This is a genomic window from Pseudomonas sp. OVF7 (assembly GCF_030644265.1).
Classification (GTDB): domain Bacteria; phylum Pseudomonadota; class Gammaproteobacteria; order Pseudomonadales; family Pseudomonadaceae; genus Aquipseudomonas; species Aquipseudomonas gorinensis.
This window is the reverse complement of the sequence record NZ_CP128996.1, coordinates 1,769,179-1,791,948: the sequence shown is the minus strand read 5'-3', so window position 1 is coordinate 1,791,948 and position 22,770 is coordinate 1,769,179. Positions and strand designations below refer to the sequence as shown.

General features: G+C 60.9%; 21 protein-coding genes and 2 pseudogenes. 13 read left to right on the top strand and 10 right to left on the bottom strand.

Annotation, left to right across the window (positions count from 1 at the left end):
- Positions 1–3 precede the first annotated feature (3 nt).
- On the bottom strand, positions 4–3,453 hold the full coding sequence (gene mfd, locus QU606_RS08010; RefSeq protein ID WP_304998275.1) for a transcription-repair coupling factor: 3,450 nt from the start codon (positions 3,451–3,453) through the stop codon (positions 4–6).
- Positions 3,454–3,793: 340 nt separating this feature from the next.
- On the opposite strand from mfd, the gene QU606_RS08005 reads away from it, so the two are divergent.
- Positions 3,794–5,257 (top strand): glyceraldehyde-3-phosphate dehydrogenase, encoded by a 1,464-nt coding sequence (locus QU606_RS08005; protein ID WP_024074089.1) that lies wholly within the window; start codon positions 3,794–3,796, stop codon positions 5,255–5,257.
- A gap of 85 nt (positions 5,258–5,342) precedes the next feature.
- Here the strand turns inward: QU606_RS08005 and QU606_RS08000 are convergent, their stop codons facing one another.
- Complete coding sequence (locus QU606_RS08000; RefSeq protein ID WP_041161119.1) at positions 5,343–6,641, bottom strand: MFS transporter; 1,299 nt, start codon at positions 6,639–6,641, stop codon at positions 5,343–5,345.
- Between the two features lie 172 nt (positions 6,642–6,813).
- Positions 6,814–7,356 (bottom strand): chalcone isomerase family protein, encoded by a 543-nt coding sequence (locus QU606_RS07995; protein ID WP_024074091.1) that lies wholly within the window; start codon positions 7,354–7,356, stop codon positions 6,814–6,816.
- 64 nt (positions 7,357–7,420) lie between these two features.
- Between QU606_RS07995 and QU606_RS07990 the strand changes: the two genes are divergently transcribed.
- Positions 7,421–8,431 carry an FAD:protein FMN transferase gene (locus QU606_RS07990; protein WP_024074092.1) on the top strand — a complete coding sequence of 337 codons (1,011 nt, stop codon included), beginning with the start codon at positions 7,421–7,423 and terminating at the stop codon, positions 8,429–8,431.
- A gap of 188 nt (positions 8,432–8,619) precedes the next feature.
- A complete protein-coding gene (sthA, locus tag QU606_RS07985; protein ID WP_024074093.1) occupies positions 8,620–10,014 on the top strand; it encodes a Si-specific NAD(P)(+) transhydrogenase in 1,395 nt (464 codons plus the stop codon).
- A 42-nt stretch (positions 10,015–10,056) separates the two neighbouring features.
- Here the strand turns inward: sthA and QU606_RS07980 are convergent, their stop codons facing one another.
- Both QU606_RS07980 and QU606_RS07975 read right to left on the bottom strand, forming a co-directional pair.
- The gene (locus QU606_RS07980) at positions 10,057–10,779 is read right to left on the bottom strand and encodes a glycerophosphodiester phosphodiesterase family protein (RefSeq protein WP_024074094.1); all 723 of its coding nucleotides are present in this window, start codon (positions 10,777–10,779) and stop codon (positions 10,057–10,059) included.
- 43 nt (positions 10,780–10,822) lie between these two features.
- A complete protein-coding gene (locus tag QU606_RS07975) occupies positions 10,823–11,407 on the bottom strand; it encodes a PilZ domain-containing protein (protein ID WP_024074095.1) in 585 nt (194 codons plus the stop codon).
- Positions 11,408–11,501: 94 nt separating this feature from the next.
- On the opposite strand from QU606_RS07975, the gene QU606_RS07970 reads away from it, so the two are divergent.
- Genes QU606_RS07970 through QU606_RS07960 form a run of 3 tightly spaced genes read left to right on the top strand, consistent with a single transcriptional unit; the run spans position 11,502 to position 14,748 of the window.
- Positions 11,502–12,752, top strand: a complete 1,251-nt coding sequence (locus tag QU606_RS07970) for a lipoprotein-releasing ABC transporter permease subunit (RefSeq protein ID WP_024074096.1) — start codon at positions 11,502–11,504, stop codon at positions 12,750–12,752.
- A 7-nt stretch (positions 12,753–12,759) separates the two neighbouring features.
- Positions 12,760–13,443 (top strand): lipoprotein-releasing ABC transporter ATP-binding protein LolD, encoded by a 684-nt coding sequence (lolD, locus tag QU606_RS07965; protein WP_024074097.1) that lies wholly within the window; start codon positions 12,760–12,762, stop codon positions 13,441–13,443.
- A gap of 60 nt (positions 13,444–13,503) precedes the next feature.
- The gene (locus QU606_RS07960) at positions 13,504–14,748 is read left to right on the top strand and encodes a lipoprotein-releasing ABC transporter permease subunit (RefSeq protein ID WP_024074098.1); all 1,245 of its coding nucleotides are present in this window, start codon (positions 13,504–13,506) and stop codon (positions 14,746–14,748) included.
- Between the two features lie 106 nt (positions 14,749–14,854).
- On the opposite strand, the gene QU606_RS07955 is transcribed toward QU606_RS07960, so the two are convergent.
- Both QU606_RS07955 and QU606_RS07950 read right to left on the bottom strand, forming a co-directional pair.
- Positions 14,855–16,210 carry a heavy metal sensor histidine kinase gene (locus QU606_RS07955; protein WP_304998613.1) on the bottom strand — a complete coding sequence of 452 codons (1,356 nt, stop codon included), beginning with the start codon at positions 16,208–16,210 and terminating at the stop codon, positions 14,855–14,857.
- The gene (locus QU606_RS07950) at positions 16,207–16,887 is read right to left on the bottom strand and encodes a heavy metal response regulator transcription factor (RefSeq protein ID WP_024074100.1); all 681 of its coding nucleotides are present in this window, start codon (positions 16,885–16,887) and stop codon (positions 16,207–16,209) included. Before QU606_RS07950 ends, QU606_RS07955 begins: the two co-directional genes overlap by 4 nt.
- A gap of 156 nt (positions 16,888–17,043) precedes the next feature.
- Here QU606_RS07950 and QU606_RS32855 point away from each other — a divergent pair.
- The 4 genes and pseudogenes from QU606_RS32855 to queF form a co-directional block, all read left to right on the top strand.
- Positions 17,044–17,280, top strand: a pseudogene (locus QU606_RS32855) (cupredoxin domain-containing protein); the annotation flags it as partial.
- A gap of 81 nt (positions 17,281–17,361) precedes the next feature.
- Positions 17,362–17,439 (top strand): annotated as a pseudogene (locus tag QU606_RS32850) (copper-binding protein); the annotation flags it as partial.
- The gene (locus tag QU606_RS32845) at positions 17,413–17,583 is read left to right on the top strand and encodes a plastocyanin/azurin family copper-binding protein (protein WP_370531107.1); all 171 of its coding nucleotides are present in this window, start codon (positions 17,413–17,415) and stop codon (positions 17,581–17,583) included. The pseudogene QU606_RS32850 and the gene QU606_RS32845, both read left to right, overlap by 27 nt.
- A gap of 65 nt (positions 17,584–17,648) precedes the next feature.
- On the top strand, positions 17,649–18,479 hold the full coding sequence (gene queF, locus QU606_RS07940) for an NADPH-dependent 7-cyano-7-deazaguanine reductase QueF (RefSeq protein ID WP_024074102.1): 831 nt from the start codon (positions 17,649–17,651) through the stop codon (positions 18,477–18,479).
- Between the two features lie 62 nt (positions 18,480–18,541).
- Here the strand turns inward: queF and QU606_RS07935 are convergent, their stop codons facing one another.
- Positions 18,542–18,808 carry a DUF4404 family protein gene (locus tag QU606_RS07935; protein ID WP_024074103.1) on the bottom strand — a complete coding sequence of 89 codons (267 nt, stop codon included), beginning with the start codon at positions 18,806–18,808 and terminating at the stop codon, positions 18,542–18,544.
- Positions 18,809–18,918: 110 nt separating this feature from the next.
- Positions 18,919–19,527: a phosphatase gene (locus QU606_RS07930; protein WP_024074104.1), complete on the bottom strand. Its 609-nt coding sequence runs from the start codon at positions 19,525–19,527 to the stop codon at positions 18,919–18,921.
- A gap of 196 nt (positions 19,528–19,723) precedes the next feature.
- Here QU606_RS07930 and QU606_RS07925 point away from each other — a divergent pair, with 196 nt between their 5' ends.
- Complete coding sequence (locus QU606_RS07925; protein ID WP_024074105.1) at positions 19,724–20,413, top strand: VacJ family lipoprotein; 690 nt, start codon at positions 19,724–19,726, stop codon at positions 20,411–20,413.
- A 61-nt stretch (positions 20,414–20,474) separates the two neighbouring features.
- Here the strand turns inward: QU606_RS07925 and QU606_RS07920 are convergent, their stop codons facing one another.
- Positions 20,475–20,771 carry a PilZ domain-containing protein gene (locus QU606_RS07920; protein ID WP_024074106.1) on the bottom strand — a complete coding sequence of 99 codons (297 nt, stop codon included), beginning with the start codon at positions 20,769–20,771 and terminating at the stop codon, positions 20,475–20,477.
- 277 nt (positions 20,772–21,048) lie between these two features.
- On the opposite strand from QU606_RS07920, the gene rssB reads away from it, so the two are divergent.
- Entirely contained in the window at positions 21,049–22,230 is a 1,182-nt protein-coding gene (gene rssB / locus QU606_RS07915) for a two-component system response regulator RssB (RefSeq protein WP_024074107.1), read from the top strand.
- Positions 22,230–22,712 carry an anti-sigma factor antagonist RssC gene (gene rssC, locus QU606_RS07910; protein WP_024074108.1) on the top strand — a complete coding sequence of 161 codons (483 nt, stop codon included), beginning with the start codon at positions 22,230–22,232 and terminating at the stop codon, positions 22,710–22,712. The genes rssB and rssC overlap by 1 nt, the downstream gene beginning before the upstream one ends.
- Positions 22,713–22,770 lie beyond the last annotated feature (58 nt).

Here is a 22,770-nt window from a genome sequence, read left to right as displayed (position 1 = left end):
CCTTCAAACAGATTTCGGGATGAGGCGCTCGAACAGCGCCTCCAGGGTATTGAAGCGTTCTTCGGCGCGCTCCATCGGCACCATGAACTTGAACAGCGTAGCCCCTTCGAACTTGTAGCGGTTGGGCTGGCCCTGGATCAACTTGATCAGTACCAACGGGTCCACCGGCGTCTGCGCTTCGAACTCGATGCGCCCGCCTTGCGGCCCCGCGTCGACCTTCTTGATCCCCAGTTGCTCGGCCTGCAATTTGAGCAAGGTCAGGCGCACCAGGTTCTTGGTCGGCTCGGGCAACAGGCCGAAGCGGTCGATCATTTCCACCTGCAGGTCCTTGAGGCCTTCTTCGTCGGTGGCCGAGGCGATGCGCTTGTACAGGATCAACCGCGCATGCACGTCCGGCAGGTAGTCCTCGGGAATCAACGCCGGCAGGCGCAGGTTGATCTCCGGGCCACCGCCCAGGGGTTGGTCGAGGTTCGGTTGCTCGCCCTTGCGGATGGCTTTCACCGCGCGTTCGAGCATCTCCATATAGAGGGTGAAACCCACGGCCTGGATCTGCCCGCTCTGGCCATCGCCGAGCAGTTCGCCGGCGCCGCGGATTTCCAGGTCGTTGGTGGCCAGCACAAAACCGGCACCGAGGTCCTGGGTGTTGGCGATGGCTTCCAGGCGCTTTTCGGCGTCGCCGGTAATTTGTTGGCGCGGTGGTGTCAGCAGGTAGGCATACGCCTGGTGGTGACTGCGCCCGACCCGGCCGCGCAACTGATGAAGTTGTGCCAGGCCGAACTTGTCCGCGCGTTCGATGATGATGGTGTTGGCGCTCGGCACGTCGATGCCGGTCTCGATGATGGTCGAGGCGATCAGCACGTTGAAGCGCTTGTGATAAAAGTCGCTCATCACCTGTTCGAGATCGCGTTCGCGCATCTGCCCATGGCCGATGGCAATGCGTGCTTCCGGCACCAGTTCGGCGAGTTCGGCCGCGCATTTCTCGATGGTCTTCACGTCGTTGTGCAGGTAGTACACCTGGCCGCCGCGCAGCAATTCGCGCAGGAGGGCTTCCTTGACCGTGCTTTTGTTCTGCTCCATCACGAAGGTGCGCACCGACAGTCGGCGTGCCGGCGGCGTGGCGATGATCGACAGGTCGCGCATGCCCGACACCGCCATGTTCAGCGTGCGCGGAATCGGTGTGGCGGTGAGGGTGAGAATGTCCACCTCGCTGCGCAGGGCCTTGAGCTGTTCTTTCTGGCGCACCCCGAAGCGGTGTTCTTCGTCGATGATCACCAGGCCCAGGTTCTTGATCTTCACATCGTCCGACAACAGCTTGTGCGTACCGATCACGATGTCGATCTTGCCTTCCGCCAGGTCGGCGACGGCGGCATTCACTTCCTTGGCCGACTTGAAGCGGCTCATCACTTCCACGGTCACCGGCCAGTCGGCAAAGCGGTCGCGGAAGCTGTTGTAGTGCTGCTGGGCGAGCAGGGTGGTGGGTACCAGGATCGCCACTTGTTTGCCGCCGTGCACCGCGATGAAGGCTGCGCGCATGGCCACTTCGGTCTTGCCAAAGCCCACGTCGCCGCACACCAGGCGGTCCATCGGCTTGGGCGCGAGCATGTCGGCGCGCACAGCTTCGATGGTGGTTTGCTGGTCTGGGGTTTCTTCAAAAGCGAAGCCGGCGCTGAAGGTGGCGTAGTCGGCTTTCGGGTCGGCGAACGCGTAGCCTTCGCGCGCCGTACGCCGCGCATAGATGTCGAGCAACTCGGCGGCGACGTCGCGCACCTGTTCGGCGGCCTTGCGCTTGGCTTTCTGCCAGGTTTCGGAGCCCAGGCGGTGCAATGGCGCCAGAGCGTCGTCGCTGCCGGTGTAGCGCGCGATCAGGTGCAGGTTGGCCACCGGTACATAGAGCTTGGCGCCTTCGGCGTACTCCATGGTGAGGAATTCGGCGGCCTGGTTGTCGATTTCCAGGGTCTGCAGGCCCAGGTAGCGACCGACACCGTGGTCGATATGCACCACCGGCGCGCCTTCGCGCAGCTCGGTGAGGTTCTTGATTACCGCGTCGTTGTTGGCGTCGGCGCGTTTTTCGCGACGGCGACGTTGCATCACGCGCTGGCCGAACAGGGGGCTTTCCGCGATCAGCGCCAGGGCCGGATCGTCCAGCAGCAAACCTTCATCCAGTGGCGCGATAGTGATCGCCAGGCGGTCCTTGCTGGCGACGAAGTCCGGCCAGCTGTCGACGGTTTTCGGACGCAGCTTCAGGCGTTCGAGCAGTTCAAGCAGGACTTCGCGACGGCCGGCGGATTCGGCGGTAAACAGCACGCGGCCAGAGAAGTCGCCAAGGAAGTTGGACAGTGCTTCCAGGGGCTGGTTGGCCTTGGCCTGGATCGCCAGGTCCGGCAGCACGTGCGCGGGGAAGCGCTCACGGCCGACGCCGGGCTCCACGTCCTGTTGGCTGGCGACCACGCGCGGCCAGTTTTTCAGGCGGGCGAAGCAGTCTTCCACCGGCAGGAACAGCTCGGCGGGCGGTAATAAAGGACGGGATGGATCGACGCGGCGTTCTTCATAGCGGTTGCGCACATCGTTCCAGAAGTTTTCCGCCGCTTGCTCGATGCCAGGCAGCGAGAACACCTGAGTGTCCTGAGGCAGGTAATCGAAGAGGGTGGAGGTTTCGTCGAAGAACAGCGGCAGGTAGTACTCGATACCGGCCGGGGTAATCCCGCTGCTCAGGTCCTGGAAGATCGGGCAGCGACGGAAGTCGACGTCGAAGCGCTCACGAAAGCGCGCCTTGAAGCGGGTCACCGCGTCCTTTTGCAGCGGGAATTCCCGTGCCGGCAGCAGCTTGATCGACTCGACTTTATCAATGGAGCGCTGGTTCTCCGGGTCGAAGGTGCGCAGGGTCTCGATTTCGTCATCGAACAGGTCGATGCGGTACGGCAACTTGCTGCCCATCGGGAACAGGTCGATCAGCGCACCGCGTACCGCGAACTCACCGTGTTCGTACACCGTGTCGACGCAACGGTAGCCGCTGGCTTCCAGGCGCGTGCGCATCTGTTCCACATCGAGCTTCTGGCCGATATCCAGCACCAGGCTGCTGCCCAGCAGGAACTTGGTCGGCGCCAGGCGGTGCAGGGCGGTGGTGATCGGCACCACCAGCACGCCGTGGGCCAGTTCCGGCAGGCGGTACAGGCTGGCGATGCGCTGGGAGATGATGTCCTGGTGCGGCGAGAACAGATCGTAGGGCAGGGTTTCCCAGTCAGGAAAATGCAGCACCGGCAAATCGGGGGCGAAGAAGCTCAGCTCCTGCTCCAACCGTTCGGCGCTTTGGCTGTCGGCGGTGAGCAGCAGGGTAAAGCGCTTGGCTGCGCTGGCAGCCTCGGCAATGGCCAGGCTCAGGGCGGCACCGGGCAGGTTGCCCCAGTGCTGTTTACCTGCCGCGGCAGGGAGTAGCGGTAGACGCAGAACGGGCACGGAAGGTTGAGCTCCAAGCGTTGCGACAAAGTCGGTAATTGTAACGGCCCAAGGTGCCGCCTGTCAGTTGCTGACTGTGCCTATTACGGTTTGTAGGAAATGTGGTGGCTAAGACAAACAATGCCGGGTTTTGACTCAATATGTAGTGCCAAAATGTACGTGGTTTTCGGAGGGTTACGGACAAGTCGCCTGACTCGCTCCACTAGTGGCCTTCTGAAACCCGCGTATTTACTGGGCTGCAGCGGGGTGGCTTTTTCAGGGTGGGGCTTTTTGTTGTAGGAGGCGCATTGCTCCGGGGGCGGTCGGGCGGCATAATGTAGCCCCTTTTTTCAGCCCCTACATGTGGAAGGTTCCCGTGACTCAGAAGCCCGACCAGTGTCTTGGTGAATGGATCGACCGTGAAGCACTCGCAGAAGCGATGATCCCGCTTATCGGTCAGCTGTACCGCAATAACAATGTGGTGAGCTCGATCTATGGCCGCAGCCTGATCAACCAGTCAGTCATCGCGATTCTCAAGGCGCATCGCTTTGCTCGCCATCGTTCTGCCGACGACAGCGAACTCTCCGTCCACGAAACATTCCCCCTGCTCAAGGCCATGAGCGAGCTCAAGCTCGGCGCGGCTTCGGTGGACCTGGGCAAGCTGGCCTATAAATTCCGCAACGAAGGCAATGGCCGTACCGCCGAGCAGTTCGTCCGCGAAGAATTGGCCGACGTGGTTGGCCAGCAAAACGCCTCGGCCCGCAAAGGCACCGACGTGGTGCTGTACGGCTTCGGTCGTATCGGCCGCCTGCTGGCGCGCATCCTGATCGAAAAAACCGGTGGCGGCGACGGTCTGCGCCTGCGGGCCATCGTGGTGCGCAAAGGCGCCGAGAACGACCTGACCAAGCGCGCCAGCCTGCTGCGTCGCGATTCGGTACACGGCCCGTTCAACGGCACCATCGTCATCGACGAAGAAAACAACACCATCACCGCCAACGGCAACCTGATCCAGGTGATCTACGCGAAGAACCCGACTGAGGTGGACTACACCCAGTACGGCATCAAGGACGCCCTGCTGGTGGACAACACCGGTGTTTGGCGTGATGCCGAGGGCCTGGGCCAGCACCTGACCTGCCCGGGTATCGCCCGTGTCGTGTTGACCGCGCCTGGCAAAGGCAAGCTCAAGAACATCGTTCACGGCATCAACCACACTGAAATCACCGCTGACGACAAGATCGTGTCCGCCGCTTCCTGCACCACCAACGCCATCGTGCCGGTGCTGAAAGCAGTGAATGACAAGTTCGGCATCGTTAACGGCCACGTCGAAACCGTTCACTCGTACACCAACGACCAGAACCTGATCGACAACTTCCACAAGGGCGATCGCCGTGGCCGTAGCGCCGCGTTGAACATGGTGATCACCGAGACCGGTGCTGCCACCGCCGCTGCCAAGGCCCTGCCTGAGCTGGCTGGCAAGCTGACCGGTAACGCGATCCGTGTGCCGACGCCGAACGTGTCGATGGCCATTCTCAACCTGAACCTTGAGAAGGCCGCTACCCGTGAAGAAATGAACGAGTACCTGCGCTACATGGCGCTGCACTCCGATCTGCATAAGCAAATCGACTTTGTTAATTCGCAGGAAGTGGTATCGACCGACTTCGTTGGCTCGCGTCACGCGGGTGTAGTCGACGCCGAAGCGACCATCAGCCAGGACAACCGCGTTGTGCTGTACGTGTGGTACGACAACGAGTTCGGCTACAGCTGCCAGGTGGTTCGCGTGATGGAAGACATGGCTGGGGTCAACCCGCCGGCATTCCCGCGCTAAGCATCAGCAGAATATGAAAAAGCCCCGACTGGTTCGGGGCTTTTTCATGTCTGCAGGTTCTGTGGTAGCCGGTCGGGCCTCTTGATCAGGCGCCGCCAGCCACCGAAGCCTGCGCCGTGCGCAGTTCATGCCGATTGCCCTTGAACAGCACCAGGGTCGCAATCAACCCCAGCACTGCCGCGCCACTCAGCCAGATCCCCGGCGCCGCCTTGTTATCCAGCACGTGGATCAAGTAAGTGCAGGCTGCCGGCGTAAACCCACCAAAGGTGGCCGTTGCCAGGCTGTAGGCCAGGGAGAATCCGGTGGTGCGCACCTCGATCGGCATGATCTCGGTCAGCGCCACCACCATGGCGCCGTTGTACGAGCCATACAGGAACGACAACCACAGCAGCACAATCAGCAGATGGCTGAAGCTCGGGTTGGCCACCAGCCACGACAGCGCTGGATAAGCCGTGAGGATGGCCAGGATGGTCGCCGCCAGCAGCAGCGGTTTGCGCCCGATCTTGTCGGACACCGCGCCCATCACCGGCAGCCAGATAAAGTTGGAGATGCCCACGCACACCGTCACCAGCAATGCATCGAAGTCTGACAGGTGCAGTTCGGCCTTGCCGAAGGTCGGGGTGTAGGCGGTGATCAGGTAAAACGACACGGTGGTCATTACCACCAGCGCCATGCCTGCGATGACGATGCCGAAGTTCTGACCAATCGAGCGCACAATTTCCTGCAGGGTGGGGCGGTGTTTACGCGCCTGGAATTCAGGGGTTTCTTCCAGCGAGCGGCGGATCACAAAGATCACCGGCACAATCAGGCAGCCGATCAGGAACGGTACGCGCCAGCCCCAGTCACCCATTTGTTCCGGGCTGAGCCAGTGGTTCAGGCCGACGCCCAACAGGCCGGCGAAGACCACCGCCGCTTGTTGGCTCGCGGACTGCCAGCTGACGAAAAAGCCCTTGCGGCCGGGCGTGGCGATTTCCGCCAGGTACACCGACACGCCGCCGAGCTCGACACCCGCCGAGAAACCTTGCAGCAGTCGGCCCAGCAACACCACCAAGGGTGCGGCGACGCCCAGGGTGGCATACCCGGGGACGCAGGCAATCAGGATGGTACCGGCGGCCATCAGCGCCAGGGTGATCACCAGGCCTTTCTTGCGGCCGTGGCGGTCGATGTAGGCGCCGAGGAAGATGGCGCCCAACGGGCGCATCAGGAAGCCGGCGCCGAAGGTGGCCAGGGACAGCATCAGCGAGGCGAAGGCGCTGTCGGTGGGGAAGAAGGTCTTGGCGATGGCCGTGGCGTAGAAGCCGTAGACCATGAAGTCGAACATTTCAAGGAAGTTACCGCTGACAACGCGAAAGATCGCTTTGCCTTTGCCCGTGGTCGTGGCCATGGTCATTCACTCATCTGGCTTTCTTATGGGTAGTCCTGGGTCGCTACTCGTCCTGGCTGTAATATTGAGCAGTTTTGTAACAGTATGTGTATCGGCCTCTACAGGCAACAGAAACCGTTGGCAAGCGGGCTAATTGCCGCAGGCGTCGCGCTGGAAAGAGATCAGTGTGGGTTCAATTGAGAAGGGTGTTGCGCACACTGTCGGACAGGCCGTTTGGTGCGAGCCATATGCCCAGGTAAGCCTTGGCCAACTCGTCATTGCGACTGCTGAACACCACCTGGCCGTTGATCTCCAGGCTCAAGCCACGCCCTCGATGCAGCTCCAGCGCGTAACGGTCACCGTTGCGGATATCGCGGAAGGTGCCGTGCAGCTTGTCCACCTCAGGCTTCAGGCGGGCGAGGGCGTCTGGGGGCTGCTGGCGCGTCAGGGTGGTCGTGGCGGCCTTGATTACATCGTTGCGGTCGATATCGCGGAAGTAGTACAGCGCCAGGCGCAGGTCCTGTTGCTGGTCCCAGGCCTGCTTGGCGCTTGCATTGGCCGGGGCATACAGCGCGGCCGCGTAGACATCCGCCCAGAGATACGTCAGCACCGTCTGGTTTTTCAGCACCAGCGTCGGGGAGTGCGCGGGGAAGTTTGCCAGGGTGAGACGATCTGCCTCATTGGCCTGGGCCGGGACCGTGAGCATCAACAATAAACAGATCAATACATGCCGCATAATGGCCCGTCCTGAAGGGGTGACTGCCTGCAGGTTAATTCAATTTTGGACGGCGAAGCGCTTTATGGACAACCTGAGGCAACTGGCGATTTTTTGGGGGTGTGTGCTGCTGGCAGGGTGTGGCGGCGACACGCTGGAGCACTTTGGCGGCCCGACCATGGGCAGTACGTATTCAATCCAGTACGTCAGGACATCCGCTACCCCGGGGCCGGAGGCGGTCCAGCGCGAGGTGGAAAGCATCCTGCAAACGGTCGACCGGCAGATGTCGACCTACCGCAGTGACTCCGATATCGAGCGTTTCAATCAATTGCCGGCCCACAGTTGCCAGCCCATGCCCGCATCGATCCTGCAACTGGTGCGCACCGGCGAGCAATTGTCCCAGGCCAGTGACGGTGCCTTTGACCTGACCGTCGAGCCGCTGATCAACCTGTGGGGCTTCGGCCCCCAGGCTCGCCAGGTCAAAGTCCCCGACGCCGCGACCCTGGCCCAGGCCCGCGAGCAGGTCGGCTACCAACACCTGCGTATCGATGGCCAGCAGTTGTGCAAGGACGCCGCCGTCGAAATTGACTTCAACAGTATCGCCGCCGGCTACGCGGTGGACCGCATTGCCGAGCGTCTGGCTGCCCTGGGCATCCGCAGCTACCTGGCCGAGGCCACCGGCGAACTCAAGGCGGCCGGGCGAAAACCTGATGGTTCGGCGTGGCGCATTGCGCTTGAAGAGCCGCGGGATGACCTGCAGGTCGCGGAAAAAATCATCAACGTTGACGGCTTCGGTGTGTCCACATCGGGTGACTATCGTAATTATTTCCAGCAGGATGGTCGGCGTTATTCCCACACCCTCGATGCGCGCACCGGCGCACCGATCACTCATCAACTGGCGTCGGTGACCGTGTTGCACCCATCGGCGCTGATGGCCGACGGGCTGTCCACGCTGCTGCTGATCCTCGGGCCGCAGCAAGGCTGGGAATACGCCGAGCAGCACCAGGTGGCGGCATTTTTTGTGATGCGCGAGGGGGATGGTTTCGTCACACGCAGTAACAACGCATTCGAGCAGTTGACGGCGGTGAAACCGTAACGAGTGCTGTGTAGTAAAGGCAAAACTGGCCTACGACGCGACCAAGGGTTAATGTGCGCGGCGTTGAGCCTTATATAGACTGTGCCCCGGTTCACACACTTGAGCCAAATTGTCCTTCATGACCGCTGGCCGCGGCATGATTTAGCCAGGCGTCCAACCGTACGCCTGGCCTGTTCTGAGGAGTACGCATGGCTGTCTACAACTACGACGTGGTGGTACTGGGTTCCGGCCCGGCTGGAGAAGGTGCGGCGATGAACGCCGCGAAGGCAGGGCGCAAGGTGGCGATGGTCGATAGCCGTCGCCAGGTCGGCGGTAACTGCACCCACCTGGGTACCATCCCGTCCAAGGCATTGCGTCACTCCGTTCGCCAGATCATGCAGTTCAACACCAACCCGATGTTCCGGGCCATTGGCGAGCCGCGCTGGTTCTCGTTCCCGGATGTGTTGAAAAGCGCTGAAAAAGTCATCTCCAAGCAAGTCGCCTCGCGTACCGGCTACTACGCCCGTAACCGCGTCGACCTGTTCTTCGGTACCGGCAGCTTCGCCGACGAGCAAACCGTCGAAGTGGTCTGCGCCAATGGCGTGGTCGAGAAACTGGTGGCCAAGCACATCATCATTGCCACCGGCTCGCGCCCGTATCGCCCGGCGGATATCGATTTCCACCACCCACGTATCTACGATAGCGACACCATCCTCAGCCTGGGCCACACCCCACGCAAACTGATCATCTATGGCGCCGGCGTCATTGGCTGTGAATACGCCTCGATCTTCAGCGGCCTGGGTGTGCTGGTCGAGCTGGTCGACAACCGCGACCAGTTGCTGAGCTTCCTCGACTCGGAAATCTCCCAGGCGTTGAGCTACCACTTCAGCAACAACAACATCACTGTGCGCCACAACGAAGAGTACGATCGGGTCGAAGGCCTGGACAACGGGGTGATCCTGCACCTCAAGTCCGGCAAGAAGATCAAGGCCGACGCCTTGCTGTGGTGCAACGGCCGTACCGGCAACACCGACAAGCTGGGCATGGAAAACATCGGGGTCAAGGTCAACAGCCGTGGCCAGATCGAGGTGGACGAAAACTACCGCACCTGTGTGACCAACATCTATGGCGCCGGTGACGTGATCGGCTGGCCGAGCCTGGCCAGTGCCGCCCATGACCAGGGTCGTTCGGCCGCTGGCAGCATCGTCGACAACGGCAGCTGGCGCTATGTGAACGACGTACCGACCGGGATCTACACGATTCCGGAGATCAGCTCGATCGGCAAGAACGAACACGAACTGACCAAGGCCAAGGTGCCTTACGAAGTGGGCAAGGCGTTCTTCAAGAGCATGGCGCGTGCGCAGATCGCCGGTGAGCCGCAAGGCATGCTGAAGATCCTGTTTCACCGCGAGACCCTGGAAGTCCTCGGCGTGCATTGCTTCGGCTACCAGGCTTCGGAGATCGTGCACATCGGCCAGGCCATCATGAACCAGCCGGGCGAGCAAAATACCCTCAAGTATTTCGTCAACACCACCTTCAACTACCCGACCATGGCCGAAGCCTATCGGGTAGCGGCCTATGATGGCCTCAACCGGCTTTTTTGAGCGGCTCCGGCCGGTGGCCTGAGCCGGCCGGGGAGACCGATTTCAGTAATTCTCGAGGGTGGCAGTGGCCAAACCGGGAAAGTCTGTAATCAGGCTATCTACGCCGAAGTCGGCGAGCCTGCGCATCAGCGCAGGTTCGTTGACTGTCCACACGGACACGTGCAAACCCTGGCGCTGGGCTTTTTCCAGGCGTTCGGGGGTGCACAACGTCCAGTTCAATGCCAGAAACTCACAGCCGTAGTTTTGCGCGACCTTCAAAGGATCGAGCCAGGCGTACTCCGCCACCAGCCCGCGTGACAGGTCTGGGGTGAGTTCAACCGCCGCTTTTAATACTTCCCGCGAGCTTGAGGTCACGGTGACCTTGTCCATGATGCCGAAACGCACGGCCATTTCTCGAATCGCCAGCACGGTGGTCGCGGCGCGGGTGCGCGAGGCACTTTTGACTTCCAGTTGCCAGTGATCGAAGTCGCACTTTTCAAATAGCTCCTCCAGGCGCGGGATCGGGCACGGGTTGACCCAGCCGGGGCCGCCTTTGCGCGCGTCCATCTTCGTAAGGTCTGCCGCCGAATACTCGACGACTTTGCCACGCCGGTCGGTGGTGCGCTTGAGGGTTGGGTCGTGGATGACCATCAGCTCACCGTCCATGGACAGGTGCAAATCCAGTTCGCAGCGGCGTACACCGTGCTTGAGGCACTGCTGGAAGCTGGTCAGGGTATTTTCCGGTGCTTCGCCTTTGGCTCCGCGGTGGCCGTAGATCAGGGTCACAGTTGCTCCTTTACGCCAGGTTTTCTGGCAGGGTCATACGAATTCAGGTGTCTTTGGCGTCGCTTTGTTCCCGCGCCAGGCGGCGTTCCTGTGCCTGCTTCTGCAGGATATAGCGCGCCAGCAATTGGCGTTGGGCATCGGTCATGGATTCGAATTCCGTGCCCACGTCAAAACCGTCGCCCTTGGGGTCGCAATGGGTAACGCGCGCGCGCAGCAGCAGGCCGAGTGCCTGGGGCATCAGCACCAGCTTGACTGCCAGGTGAGCGCCGATGGCGAGGGGCGTGGGGTGCTGGAAGTCGATCCCGCCTTCGGAAATGATCACCGGCTGTGGGGCGCCGACTTCATCGCGCAAGCTTTGCGCCATGATTTGGCTAAGCAGGTCCAGGCGTTTGTTCTGGACTTTGAGGAAGGCCGCGAGGGTACGATCTTTATCACTGAGCTGACGTAACAGGTGCTGGGCTTCGAATTCGCTCAGGTGCAGTTCACTGAGCAGATTAAATAGTGGGGAAGCATCCAGCAACACTTCCTTGCTCGCCGCTTCCGGGGCAGACAGGCTTTTGATTTGAAGTGCGATCATGTCGTCGATACGGTAGTATTCGCGGCGCTCTTCTTCATCTAATGTCGACATGGCGAACCCCAGGTAACGGTAATGGTCTGAGTGTAAAGCTGCTTACCAGACCCCGCCACCGGGACGTCTTCTTTTCCTCCGAACAAGCCCCGACATGTTCAGACCTCTCTTCGTATTTATCGGCACGCGTTATACCCGTGCAAAGCGTCGCAATCATTTTGTGTCGTTTATTTCCTTGACCTCGATGATCGGTCTCGCCCTCGGCGTGGTCGTGATGATCGTGGTGCTGTCGGTGATGAACGGCTTCGATCATGAGATGCGTACCCGCGTGCTGGGCATGGTGCCCCACGCCACCATCGAGTCGGGTGAACCGATCAGCGACTGGCAAAGCCTGGCCGACAAGGTCAAGCAGAACCCCGAGGTGCTGGCGGTTGCGCCGTTCACCCAGATGCAGGGGCTGCTGACCAACGACGGCAAGGTGCAGAAGATCCTGCTCAATGGCATCGATCCGGTCCAGGAACGCAAGGTCTCGATCATCGACAAGTTCATGTTGCAGGGCAAACTGGACGACTTGTCGCCCGGCAGCTTTGGCATCGTGATCGGTGACAAGGCCGCGGCCAAGCTGGGCGTGGGCATTGGCGACAAGCTGACCTTCGTCGCCCCGGAAGTCACCGTGACTCCCGCCGGCATGTTCCCGCGCATGAAGCGCTTTACCGTGGTGGGCACCTTCCACGTCGGCGCCGGCGAGATTGACGGTTATCTCGGCCTGACCAACCTCACCGACCTGGCTCGCCTGCAACGTTGGCAGCCAGACCAGGTGCAGGGCCTGCGCCTGAAGTTCAATGACCTGTTCGACGCACCGCGCGGCGCCTGGGAAATCGCCCAGCACCTGGGCGAAAGCCAGTACTACGCCCGCGACTGGACCCGTACCCACGGCAACCTGTACCAGGCCATCCGCATGGAAAAAGCCATGATCGGCCTGCTGCTGCTGCTGATCGTCGCCGTTGCGGCCTTCAACATCATCTCCACCCTGGTGATGGTGGTGAACGACAAGAAGGGCGATATCGCTATCTTGCGGACGCTGGGCGCCACGCCGGGGCAGATCATGGCGATCTTCATGGTGCAGGGCACGGTGATCGGCGTGGTCGGCACCTTGATCGGTACCGTCGTCGGGATCTTGGCCGCGCTGAATGTCAGCGCCGCCATCGCCGGTCTGGAAACCCTGATCGGCCACAAGTTTCTCAACGCTGACGTCTACTTCATCGACTACTTGCCGTCCCAGGTTCAGGCCCCAGACGTGCTGATGGTCGGCGGCGCCGCGTTGGTCCTGAGTTTCCTTGCCACCCTGTATCCAGCCTGGCGCGCGGCACGTACCCAGCCAGCACAGGCCTTACGTTATGAGTGAATCGGGCATGAGTGAAAAAGCAATCCTGAGCTGCCGCAACCTGGGCAAATCCTACGAGGAAGGCCCGGAATCGGTTGTGGTGCTGTCCAACCTGCAACTTGAACTGCACCCCGGCGAGCGCGTGGCAATCGTCGGCAGTTCCGGTTCCGGCAAAAGCACCTTGCTTAACCTGTTGGGCGGCCTCGATACGCCGTCCCAGGGCAGCGTATGGCTGGCCGGCGAAGAGTTGTCTGCCTTGAATGAAAAGGCCCGTGGCCAACTGCGCAACCGCTCCCTGGGCTTTGTGTACCAGTTCCACCACCTGCTGCCGGAATTCACCGCCCTGGAAAACGTGTGCATGCCGTTGTTGATCGGCAAGACCGCGATCCCGGAAGCACGCCAGCGGGCCAAGGCCCTGTTGGAGCGTGTCGGCCTCGGCCACCGCCTGGAGCACAAACCGGCCGAATTGTCCGGTGGCGAGCGTCAGCGTGTGGCGATTGCCCGTGCCCTGGTGAACAACCCAGGCCTGGTGATGCTCGACGAGCCCACCGGCAACCTCGACTCCCACACCGCCCAGGGCATCAAGGACTTGATGCTGGAGCTGAGCACCCAGATGCGCACCGCGTTCCTGGTGGTGACCCATGACATGAGCATGGCCCGGCAGATGGACCGCGTATTGCACCTGCAGGAAGGTCATCTGGTCGCCATCTGACCTGTTTCAAGCCTGGCGCCGGGCGCCGGGCTTTTTCATTTTTTCAGGCGGTGCAAGCGAATGTTCAGACCGTTATCGATTTTCATCGGCACGCGCTATACCCGCGCCAAGCGCCGCAACCGTTTTGTTTCGTTTATCTCGATGACCTCGATGATCGGCCTCGCCTTGGGCGTGCTGGCGATGATCGTGGTGTTGTCGGTGATGAATGGCTTCCAGCGTGAAATGAGCTCGCGCATCCTCGGCATGGTGCCCCACGCGACTATCGTCGGCGTGAACCCGATCGACGACTGGCAGCCGGTGGCCGCCGCCGCGATGAAGAATCCCGAAGTGACTGCCGCCGTACCGTTCACACAGATGGATGGTATGTTTTCCTACAAGGGGGCGATGCAGCCGATCGAGATCAGTGGCGTCGACCCGGCCCAGGAAGGCAAGGTGTCGATCGTGGCCCAGCATATCGTCAAGGGCAAACTGGAAGACCTGAAGCCCGGCGAGTTTGGCGTGGTGGTGGGGGAGATCACCGCGCGGCGTTTTCGCCTGAACGTGGGTGACAAGCTGACCCTGATCGTTCCGGAAATCAGCAGCGCGCCGGGTGGCATCACGCCGCGCATGCAGCGTTTGAATGTGGTCGGCATCTTCAAGGTCGGCGCCGAGCTGGATGGCTCCATGGCCTTGATCCATATGGCCGACGCCGCGGAAATCCAGCATTGGCAGCCGAACCAGGTGCAGAGCGTGCGCCTGGCGGTGAAGGACTTGTACGCAGCGCCCAAGGTGTCGGCGGACATTGCCAGCAGCCTGGGCGCGGCCTACAAGGCTGACGACTGGACCCACACCCAGGGCAGCCTGTTCAGTGCGATGAAAATGGAAAAGACCATGATCGGCCTGCTGTTGCTGATGATCGTCGCCGTGGCCGCGTTCAATATCATCGCCACGCTGATCATGGTGGTGAACGATAAGGGCGCGGACATCGCGATCCTGCGCACCATCGGCGCCACGCCAGGGCAGATCATGGCGATCTTCATGGTGCAGGGTACCGTGATCGGGATCGTGGGTACCTTGATCGGCGGCGTGCTGGGGGTGATTGCGGCACTGAACGTCAGTGAGCTGGTGGGCTGGCTGGAGCGGGTAACCGGGCAGCATATCTTCAGTTCAGACGTGTATTTCGTCAGTAACCTGCCTTCGGAACTGCAAGGTGGGGATGTGTTGTTGATTTGCTCGGCAGGGTTTGTGTTGAGCTTTTTGGCGACGATTTACCCGGCGTATCGGGCGGCGAAGATTGAGCCGGCGCATGCCCTGAGGTATTCGTAATATTCAAGACTGCTATCGGGGGCAAGCCCCCTCCCACAGGTTGAATGTATTCACAAATCAAAATGTGGGAGGGGGCTTGCCCCCGATAGCGCCGGTACAGCGTGCATCAATCTCCGGCAGGCAACTCAATCACAAACCTTGTCCACCCCGCCTCAGACTCACAATAAATCCTCCCCCCATGCGCCCGCACAATCGACTGGGTAAGCGCCAGTCCCAGCCCCGCATGTTCGCTGCTGCCTTCATGCCGCGCCGGGTCCGCTCGGTAGAACCGGTCGAACAACCGCGGTAATACGTCCGCCGGTATGCCTTCGCCGCTGTTCTCCACTGTCAGCGTCACGCCTTGTGCACCTTCCTTCAGATGCACCCGCACCTCGCCGCCCGCCGGCGTAAAGCGCAGCGCGTTATCCAACAGATTCGACAATGCCCGGCGCAGCATGCCGCGATCGCCGGTGGTGTGGGCCGTTCCCTCGCGCACCAGGCTGACCTGCGCGTCTTCCGCCAGCAAGACGAAGAATTCCAGCAGCGCATCCACTTCGTCCGCCAACCTCAACGGCTCGCGCTTGGGCGTCAGCAACCCATGATCAGCCTTGGCCAGGTACAGCATGTCATTCACCAGCTGCGCCATCCATTGCAGCTCTTCCAGATTACTGTGCAGCGCTTCGCGGTAGTCCTCCAGCGGGCGCGGCTGGGTCAGGATGACTTGGGTCTGGGTCAACAGGTTCGACAGGGGCGTGCGCAGTTCATGGGCAATGTCGGCGGAGAAGGCCGAGAGGCGTTGGAATGCATCGTCCAGGCGGCCGAGCATGGCGTTGAAGGCTTGGGCCAGTTCCGCCAGTTCCACCGGCATCTGCTGCTGGGGCAGGCGTTGGGTCAGGGAGTGGGCCGACACGCCGGCGGCCACTTCACTCATGCGCCGCAAGGGGCGCAAGCCACTGCGCGCGGCCCAGGCGCCGAGCAGTGCGGTGGCCAGGGCCGAGAGGCTGACGGTGAGCCAGATCAAATGTTGCATGCGTTGCAGGAAGTGCTGGTGGTGGGTGATGTCGAGCATCAGGCTCAGTTGCGGTGAGTCGGGTTGGCCTGGGCTCAGTGGCGCGTTGTACACACGGTAGTCGGTTCCGGCGTTTTGCAGGCTGTACAGGCCAGGCTTCTCGGGCAGGGGGATGTTCGGCGCGCCGTCAAACCAGCGCTGGCCAGCGGCACTGATACGCAAGGCGAGGTCGGGTTGGCGGTTGAGTTCGGCGCGCAGTTGCGCTTCGCGTTGTACGAATGACTGCACGGAGTCGACGCCCTGCAAGGTGCTGCGCAGCGCGACCAACTTGCTGTCGAGCAGTTGCTGGTCCAGCTCGACGAAGTGCGCTTCGCTGGCCTGGTTGAACAGCACCCCGGCAATCAACGACACCACGGCGGTGCAGGCGGCAAACAGCAGGGCCAGCCGACTGGCCAGGGACAGGCGCTTGATCAACTGCATCGTTCTTCCAGTACATAACCCATGCCGCGCACGGTGTGGATCAGCTTGGTGGGGAAGTTGTCGTCGATTTTCAGGCGCAGGCGGCGGATCGCGACTTCGATGATGTTGGTGTCGCTGTCGAAGTTCATGTCCCACACCTGGGAAGCGATCAGCGACTTGGGCAGCACTTCGCCCTGACGGCGCAGCAGCAGTTCGAGCAGGGCGAATTCCTTGGCGGTGAGGTCGATGCGCTGGCCGCTTCGCTCAACCCGGCGGCGGATCAGGTCCAGGCGCAGGTCGGCCAGTTGCAGTGCGGTGTCCTGGGGGGCGCTGCTGCCACGGCGTAACAGGCTGCGCACCCGCGCCAGCAGTTCGGAGAAGGCGAACGGCTTGACCAGGTAGTCGTCAGCGCCCAGTTCCAGGCCGTGTACCCGGTCTTCCACCGTGTCGCGGGCGGTGAGGAACAGCACCGGGATATCCAGGCCGGCGCTGCGTACCGCCTGCAGGATCTGCCAGCCATCGCGACCGGGCAGCATCACATCGAGGATCAACAGGTCGTAGTCGCCCGTCAGTGCCAGGTGCTGGCCGCTGGTGCCGTCGGCCACCAACTCGGTGGTAAAACCGGCCTCGGCCAGGCCTTGGCGCAGGTATTGGCCGGTCTTGGGTTGGTCTTCGACGATCAGCAGTTTCATGGGCAGCTCTTGGCAGCGGGTCACGACGGGCTTTATACCGCGCTCGGCAGGGCAGGGGCGCAACCTGACAAAGTTGTAATCTAGCAGTCAGCTGGCTGGCAGCGAGGTCATCTTAGAGTGCTATCCAGGCTGATCCCACACCTTTGGAGAATTGAGATGGTATTGCGTAACCCCCTGTTGTTAGCGGGCTGCCTGTTGGCCTTGAGTTTCGGGGCGGCGGCTGAAACGGCTCACACCTATGCATTTGGCCAGCCAGCGACTGCCGACAAGGCCACGCGCACCGTGGAAGTTACATTGCAGGATATTTCCTTTTCGCCCAAGTCGTTGGACGTAAAGGCCGGTGAGACCGTGCGCTTTGTGCTGGTCAACAAGGGCCAGTTGCTCCACGAATTCAACCTGGGTGATGCCGCGATGCATGCCGAGCACCAGAAGGAAATGCTACAGATGCAGGCCAGCGGCATGCTGAATGCCACCGGTATGGGCAAGATGGATCACGGCGCCATGGGGCACGGTGATATGGGCGGCATGAGTGGTATGGGGGGCATGAAGCACGATGACCCTAACAGCGTGCTGGTCGAGCCCGGCAAAACCGCCGAGCTGACCTGGACGTTCACCAAGGCCACTGGCCTGGAGTTCGCCTGCAACATACCCGGGCATTACCAGGCGGGCATGGTCGGCAAGCTCAACGTCGAATGAGCGCTTGTTAAGGGCGGGGGCAAAGGCTGGTAGACTGGCGCGGTTTATTTAGCCAGGTTTCCGCCATGCATCCCGCTGCCGAACATTCGCCGCTGGGCAAGTCCAGTGAATACATCTCCACCTACACCCCTTCGTTGCTGTTCCCGATTCCGCGCGCCGCCAAGTGGGCCGAACTGGGCCTGAGCGCCGAGACCCTGCCGTACAAAGGCGTGGACTTCTGGAACTGCTTCGAATTGTCCTGGCTGCTGCCCTCGGGCAAGCCGGTGGTGGCCATCGGTGAATTCAGTATTCCGGCTGACTCGCCGAATATCATCGAGTCCAAGTCCTTCAAGCTGTACCTCAACTCGCTGAACCAGACCGCGTTTGCCGATACGCAGAGCCTGGAAGCCACGTTGCGCACTGATCTCAGCGCCGCAGCCGGCAAACCGGTGGGCGTGCGCATCCGCAGCCTGGGCGAGGTGGAAGCCGAAGGCGTGGTGGCCCTGCCGGGCACTTGCATCGATGATCTGGATATCAGCGTCAGCAACTACGAGCACCCGCGCCCGGAACTGCTGCGTTGCGACGATTCGCGTGTGGTGGAGGAAAGTGTGCACAGCCACTTGCTCAAATCCAACTGCCCGGTCACCAGCCAGCCCGATTGGGGCAGCGTGGCGGTGGAATATCGGGGGGCGGCGCTGGATCACGCCAGCCTGTTGGAATACCTGGTGAGCTTTCGCCAACACTCAGATTTCCATGAGCAGTGCGTGGAGCGGATCTTTCTCGACCTGCAGCGTTTGCTCAAGCCAGAGAAGCTGACGGTGTATGCGCGCTATGTGCGGCGGGGTGGGTTGGATATCAATCCGTACCGCAGTACTGAGGATGTGGCGTTCCAGAACGTGCGCCTGGCCCGTCAGTAAACACGTGGGGGAGGGGGCTTGCCCCTCCCACATTTTGGTTCTGTGTCTGGCTTGGGGTCGGGTCAGATGCCCATATTGCCCAAGGTGATCATAATATTTCGCAATGTCCCGGAAATCACCGGGTGCTCAGCGTCGAACTCTATGGCAGCTTGACTCACATCGTCGGAAATACTAGGTGGCTGGGTGGCCGGTTCCAGCTCCAGTTGTACTTCGAACTTGGCGAGCAAGGCTTCCAGCGCTTCACGTTTTTCGGCTGGCAGCGGCGGTTCCTGTTCCAGTTGCTCGCGCAGGATATTGACCTGTTCTTGCAATTTTTCGCGGGCAGGCATGGCGTTCTTCCTTTTATCGATAGGCACTGGCATAGACCACGGCACGCCGAGAAAGGTCTACGGACTGACCGGTAGATTAATCCACCGGGGCCGAATGTGCATGATCTCGATCAGGGCTTCTCGCCTTTGAGCTGGCGCAGGCTGATGTCCGCCAGGCAGGTGCCGAGCTCGCCGAGATGATCGATCACCGAATGCACCCCCAACCCATACAGTGCCACGGTAGCCTTGCCGCGCTTGTATTCGCGCTGCTGCTCGGTCAGCGCCTGCCATTGCTCGGGCGCCAGGCCGCACAGTGAACCGCAGGACGCCAGGCCGATGGTCCACAACCCGGCATTCAGGCCCGATTGCAGCAAGCGCGGCTCGCCGCTGACCAGCACGCAGCCTTCCAGGCGTGGGATATTCAATTCCATCAGCGCTTGCCAGCACGCATGGGGCGCCGGCCAGCGGATGGAGGAGGGGGATGCGGCCTTGACCCAATCGGGCAGGGCCGCAGCCAGCGGGGTGGTCACCGAGGGTGGCAATTCATCCAGCCAGGCGCAGGGCACGCCTTGCTCTTTCAGGCTACGCAGAATCTTCAGCGCGCCGGGCGTAGCTTCGGAATGCGGGGAGAACGAATCGGTGCGTGCCTGGGAACCGAAATCCACCAGGCAGCCACTCAGGCCAAATAACACGGCAGTCAAGGCGGGAGCGGTGGCGACGGCAATTTCGGCGTGAGGCATTTCTACATCCCTGAAATAGCTCCAACGCTATCGGGGTGGGATGACAAGTCGATGACACTGGCGTTAATTGTAGGAAAATTGTCCATTTCAGAGCTTGTCGTTTCTTGGCAGCTGCCTAAATCCACACTTCCGTCATATACTGACGGCCTTATTCAGGGCATAGCGCCCATGACAGACCATTCAAGGAGCAAAAGCTATGCGCTGGAGCCACTACTTCGCTCAGTTGTCGGTGTGTGCCACTGTCCTGCTGGTGCCATTCGCCGCACAGGCAGCGTCGGAAGATGACCCATGGGAAAGCGTCAACCGCCCGATCTTCACTTTCAACGACACCGTTGATACCTACGCCCTCAAGCCATTGGCCCAGGGCTATCAGTTTGTGACCCCGCAATTCATGCAAGACGGCGTGCACAATTTCTTCCGCAACATCGGCGATGTCGGCAACCTGGCCAACAACGTGTTGCAGCTCAAGCCGCACGCCGCTGGCGTGGACACCGCTCGCTTGCTGATGAACACCACCTTCGGCGTGCTGGGCTTTATCGATGTTGGCACCAAAATGGGGCTCAAGCGCAGCGATGAAGACTTCGGCCAGACCCTGGGTTACTGGGGCGTGGGCAGTGGCCCATACGTGATGCTGCCGTTGCTGGGTCCAAGCACCCTGCGCGATGCGCCGTCCAAGTATGTGGACACCTACACCCAGCCATATCGCTATATGAACGATATCGGCTGGCGCAACAGCACCATGGGCCTGAATATCGTCGATACCCGCGCCAGCCTGCTCGAGAGCGAGAAGCTGATCACCGGCGACAAGTACACCTTTATTCGTAACGCCTACCTGCAGAACCGCGAGTTCAAGGTCAAGGACGGCAAGGTCGTCGACGACTTTTAAGCTGTGATATTTTGAAATGAAAAAAAGGCGACCCTGGCGGTCGCCTTTTTCATGTGCGGTTTCAGCGCATTTTCAAGATCTTAAGCCCCAGTTGTTGCTCTTCGCCTGCCGTTTTGGTCCATACCACTTCGGTGTCAGCCTCCAGGCCCTTGAGAGCCGCGTGCTCTGAATCAATGCGCACCGTGAGCAGGTCTCCCACGTTGAACTGACGCGGTGCCTGCACCTGCATCCCGGAGCTGGAAAGGTCCACGCAAACGCCGGCAATCTCTTGGCCCGCGTGGATCAACGCCACGTCGGCATCCACTCGCATGCGGATGAAGTCGCGTTTTTCAGCGTAGTCGCGCTCGTATTCGCTCACAGCTTCCATCCTTACATTGTGTTGTGGTTTTAAGGGTTCTTATAACTCCCGGTGATTTGCGATGTAAAGACGCCCGGCGACCATCGGCATGAGCTTGAAACACCAGGCGGATGGGAGTACCGTCTGCGCCTTAGAAGGGCACCTCTGCTTTACAGTTGTGCGTGGGCAAAAAGCCTATGCTTTGTAGGACAGAGAGGCTAGAAAGCGAATCCAGTAGAGTGAGCCCGGCCTTTGCCGAGTCGCCTACGCCAACCTAATTCTGGCGCCGTTTGCCCACATGCAAAAAACCAGTGCCACGCTGCTGATAATCGATGACGACGAAGTAGTGCGCGCAAGCCTTGCGGCCTATTTGGAAGACAGTGGGTTCAGCGTCCTGCAGGCCAGCAATGGCCAACAGGGTCTCCAGGTATTCGAGAGCGACCAGCCCGACCTCGTGATCTGCGACCTGCGCATGCCCCAGATGGGCGGCCTCGAGCTGATCCGCCAGGTGACCGAGCGCGCCCCGCAGACGCCGGTGATTGTCGTGTCCGGCGCCGGGGTCATGAACGACGCTGTCGAGGCCTTGCGCCTGGGCGCCGCTGATTACCTGATCAAGCCCCTGGAAGACCTGGCGGTGTTGGAGCACTCGGTGCGCCGTGCCCTGGATCGTGCACGCCTGCTGCTGGAAAACCAGCGTTACCGCGAAAAGCTCGAAACCGCCAACCGTGAACTCGAAGCCAGCCTGAACCTGCTCCAGGAGGACCAGAACGCCGGTCGCCAGGTGCAGATGAACATGCTGCCGGTCAGCCCCTGGACCATCGACGAGTTCAAGTTTGCACACCAGATCATTCCGTCGTTGTACCTGTCGGGTGATTTTGTCGACTATTTCCGTGTCGACGAGCGCCGCGTGGCGTTCTACCTGGCCGATGTCTCCGGCCACGGTGCTTCCTCCGCTTTTGTGACCGTGTTGTTGAAATTCATGACCACACGGCTGTTGTTTGAATCCAAGCGCAATGGCACCTTGCCGGAGTTCACTCCCTCCGAGGTGCTGGGCCACATCAACCGAGGCTTGATCAGCTGCAAGCTGGGCAAGCACGTGACGATGGTGGGCGGCGTGATCGATGAAGAAACCGGTCTTTTGACCTACAGCATTGGTGGTCACCTGCCGATGCCGGTTTTGTACACACCTGACAGTGTGCGCTACCTGGAAGGACGGGGTCTGCCCGTTGGCTTGTTCAATGAAGCCACCTATGAAGACCACATCCTGGAGCTGCCACCGACCTTCAGCCTGACGCTGATGTCCGATGGCATCCTGGACCTTCTTCCAGAGCCTACACTCAAAGAGAAAGAAGCCGCCTTGCCCCAACGGGTCAAGTCGGCGGGCGGCAGCCTGGATGGCCTGCGGCAGGTTTTTGGATTGGCCACGCTAGGGGAGATGCCGGATGATATCGCCCTATTGGTGTTGAGCAGGAATCTTTGATGAGTACCGGAAGAATCCAATTCGCCGAGCAAGACGGGACCTTTGTCCTGAAGTTTGTCGGTGAAGTGCGCCTGACCTTGTGTTCGGCGCTGGATGCGACGATTGAGCGGATTTTCACAGCGCTGAACTTCTCGGCGATCGTGATCGATCTGACCGAAACCCGCAGTATCGATAGCACCACCCTTGGGCTGTTGGCCAAGTTGTCCATTCTGTCTCGGCAGAAGGTCGGCCTGTTGCCCACCGTCGTCACCACCCACGAAGACATCACCCGGCTGCTGCAGTCCATGGGCTTCGACCAGGTGTTCAACATCGTTGACCGCCCGATCCCTTGCCCGGAATGCCTCACCGACCTGCCGGTCCAGGACCAGTCCGAGGAGGTTGTGCGGGTCAAGGTACTGGAAGCGCACAAAATCCTGATGGGCCTCAACGAGTCCAACCGCGAAGCCTTCCACGACCTCGTCAACGCCCTCGAGCGTCACTGATCCCTCTGTAGGTGAGAGGGGGCTTGCCCCCGATAGCACAGTGTAAGGCCATGTATTC